Here is a 3,136-nt window from a genome sequence, read left to right on the forward strand (position 1 = left end):
TAGAGCACCTCTGCTGCGTAGTTTATCGCTTAAGAGAGTGTCCGTCGTTGGTGGGTAGGATCAGTCAATGATGCAGTTGTGTAGTGAAAGTTCTCATTCTTATCTGGGGGGATCTGTTTAGCTTACTGCTGTGAAGCTGTCGGCATAGCCGTTGACTCATAGGTAGGCCCAACCCGATAGCCGCCATCGCGAGGATAGACAAAAGTGGTAGAACACAGTAGCGTCTCGGGCAGTAATGCCAAGGTGATTAAACAGAAGTCAGCCGATGGCATAGTAATCTAATGCCAAGATTAATACCTTGGATATGGCGTAGGCTTGAAGCCTAAATCCACGAGTTAAAAGACAGAGCTAGCCTATCGATATTTTTCCAGTCGGGTAAAGTTGAGGTGGCGCACTGTCATGATACTTAGCTCAAGCGAAAAGTTGTTCGATACAATCGTTAGGTATAGATTCATTACGGATAGGGAGTTGCCCATTGCGGACCCGCACGATGGGTGGTATGGAGCCCGGTAGCTAGAAACTACCGGCTACCCGATTTAAGGCGCATCTTGCTCCTCTGCTAACTCCGACTGAATCTTCGAAAATTGCCTTTCAAACATAATAATTGAAGTAGTAATCTCAGGGTCACCCAAACGGATTTCTGCTTCTTTTAGTTGTCTCATGGAGTCTTTAAAAATATTGGCGTTCTGTGATCTCTTGAATATCTCTAGGCTAACATCACAATAGGTCTTCAAGATGTTTTTGTTGTTTTTGTAGCGATCTACCGCCTTAACTGCCTTTTCCCTTGCCATCTCTAAAATGGCCATTCGATCCTCATCTAGAATTCCAGTTGTTCTCTCAGAACGAGCCAATAAAAGAATTATCTTAAAACGTTCCAATGGTCCTTCAGTTCCAAAGTCATTTTCGAACAGCCTGATTTCTGTTTCGGCTTTCTCTAGCTGATTGACATCGATCAAATAACGAATCAACCTGTGTCTAGGAACCCGTTCTCCGGGTACTTTTGAAATCATTTTCCTTAGCAATTTGTTACGTACGTGCTTGTCAGGAAAGCGGCTAATTCCTGAATCAAATGAACAGAGCTGTTTGATTGTTCTTACCTCAACGTCATAAGTAGGAATTATGTTATCAATAACTGTCTCGAATAACTTAAAATATTCTTTCTCATCAGGCATTTTATATTTAGTAACAATATCTGTAATAACTGGATGGCGCCCTTTCCATCCATAAATTCCTTCTCGCTCGCTTATCGTGTACTCGTGAATAATATCAACCAAATTAATCAGTGATGCAGAGACTGCTTCTGCAGAGATGCCAAGAAGCCGAACAACTAGCTGCCGGTGGACATTTACACCTGCACTTTCCATAGCTGAGACAAGCCTATATATTTCCTGAAGGTTTTCGTCTAGCTCAGCAAATTCTCGCAATACAATGTCGTCAAATTGTTCTGAAGCAAATATATTTTTCAAACATACAAATGTGTCTGATTCACACTTTGCAACAAGTCGCCTTTTTCGTTCTGACCTAGAAAATCCAGAGAAGCTACTTTCAATTAGCGGTTGTAGATCTGTATGAGTCTCCACTAAAGAGAGCAGTCCCTCGATTTCACCTTCATCCAGTTTTTTTAATACAAACTCTTTCCCTTTTAAGAAAAAATTTGGAGTTTTTACTCTGGGGTGCCAGTGGTTTCTAGTTGATGTGAGAATAATCTTTAAGGAGTAGTTGGCATCTGCTGACAAAAGATCGATTAAACTATTTATTTCATGCAGATGATTGTGTGCATCATCTATTAAAACAACCCCTGTTTCCTTCCTGCGATTTAAGTCCTTAGCTACAGATCGCCACTCTTCAAAAAGTAATTTGTGATTTCCTTTATGCTCCCAACAATGAAACCCCGCAACCTTCAATCTCAGCATTAATTTACGAGCGGTAGTGCTCTTTCCCATGCCGCTGGCCCCGAGCAAGCAAACACATAAGGAGTTTTCGGAATTCAAGGTCGACTCTAGATCTTTCGTTATACTTCTTTCGAAAGTCAAATTCGCTTGAATATCAGAATAAGAAGCAGGCCATCCTTGAAACATTGCGCTTACGTTTTTGTCAATATTTCGTAGTTCATCTTCAACCTTTAGAGTGACTGGTTGTAACATGGATTGATTATCAAGTGGATCACCTGTCGACCTATATACCAGTGAACTAGGAGTATTTCTTTTTTGCAATTCAACAAAAAAATCATCAACACTACCAAAGGCCACCTTTACACCTCTACGTTCAAACAAGGCTGCACGGCTCTCGTCTCTTGAATACAAAACTAAGTTTATGGAAGCAGGTGTGTAAGACTTGTTGTTGATTGAAATAGCTCGGCTTACCAGGTCTTTAATATGTTGATCTGCAAGCGAATATCCAATAATGACAACGCTACTACCATTTAAATCATGCTTAAAGGCATCCCATAGCGCCTCTCGATATTCGGTTGTATGGTCATAATCAGACTCAGAAATAATTATTCTACTTTGGTGTCCATCTGATATATCTTTTTCAATACATCCATGCAATTTGTAGAGTTTCGTTGCTTCTGGGTACTTTTGTTCTCTAAAGTCATAGTTTGAAGATATTACAGAAATGGGCTTTTCTTTTTTCTCATATGACTGCTCTATGAGTTTGTCATAGTTTGTGGTGTATATGTTCTTCCAGTTGTATAATGGTAAATTTAGCAGGGCACCAGTGACGCGTATTTTATTAAACATGCCACGTAGACACCTAATTAACTCAACTCTAGATCTCTTTTCTTCAGCGAGACTTGTTAATTCAGTCAAAGAATAACCATCGGCATCTATACTAAAGCTCCGTGAAACCTCTTCTATAACCTTTTCAACGCTAGGCGCGCCTGAAGGGATTGATGATCCAGCCCCGAAAAATAACACAGTACTTGTTGGATCAATCCCTTCAATCATTTCCGATAATTCAATACTCATGAGAATCCTTACTTCCGCTATTGCGCTAATTATCGACGCATACTGAGCCTTATTAACCCGGCGAACAAATAGTTCGGTTATGCTGCGTACCTAATTGATTCGTGTCGGAAGTAGGCTGCTACACGCGCGGGCTTCTTTTGTAACATTCTCATGTGAGAAAGCACTTT

The 3,136-nt window shown here is 40.6% G+C and carries 1 protein-coding gene; it reads right to left on the bottom strand.

The window, feature by feature from the left end; translation table 11 throughout:
- Positions 1 to 536: 536 nt before the first annotated feature.
- A complete protein-coding gene (locus tag ACCI49_RS24105) occupies positions 537 to 2,969 on the bottom strand; it encodes an SIR2 family protein (RefSeq protein WP_371841798.1) in 2,433 nt (810 codons plus the stop codon).
- Between the last annotated feature and the right edge of the window lie 167 nt (positions 2,970 to 3,136).

The sequence above is a fragment of the Microbulbifer epialgicus genome (assembly GCF_041447265.1).
Lineage (GTDB): Bacteria > Pseudomonadota > Gammaproteobacteria > Pseudomonadales > Cellvibrionaceae > Microbulbifer > Microbulbifer epialgicus.

Coding starts and splice junctions, on each gene's coding strand:
- ACCI49_RS24105 (WP_371841798.1), bottom strand. CDS start 2,969: ATGAGTATTGAATTATCGGAAATGATTGAAGGGATTGATCCAACAAGT.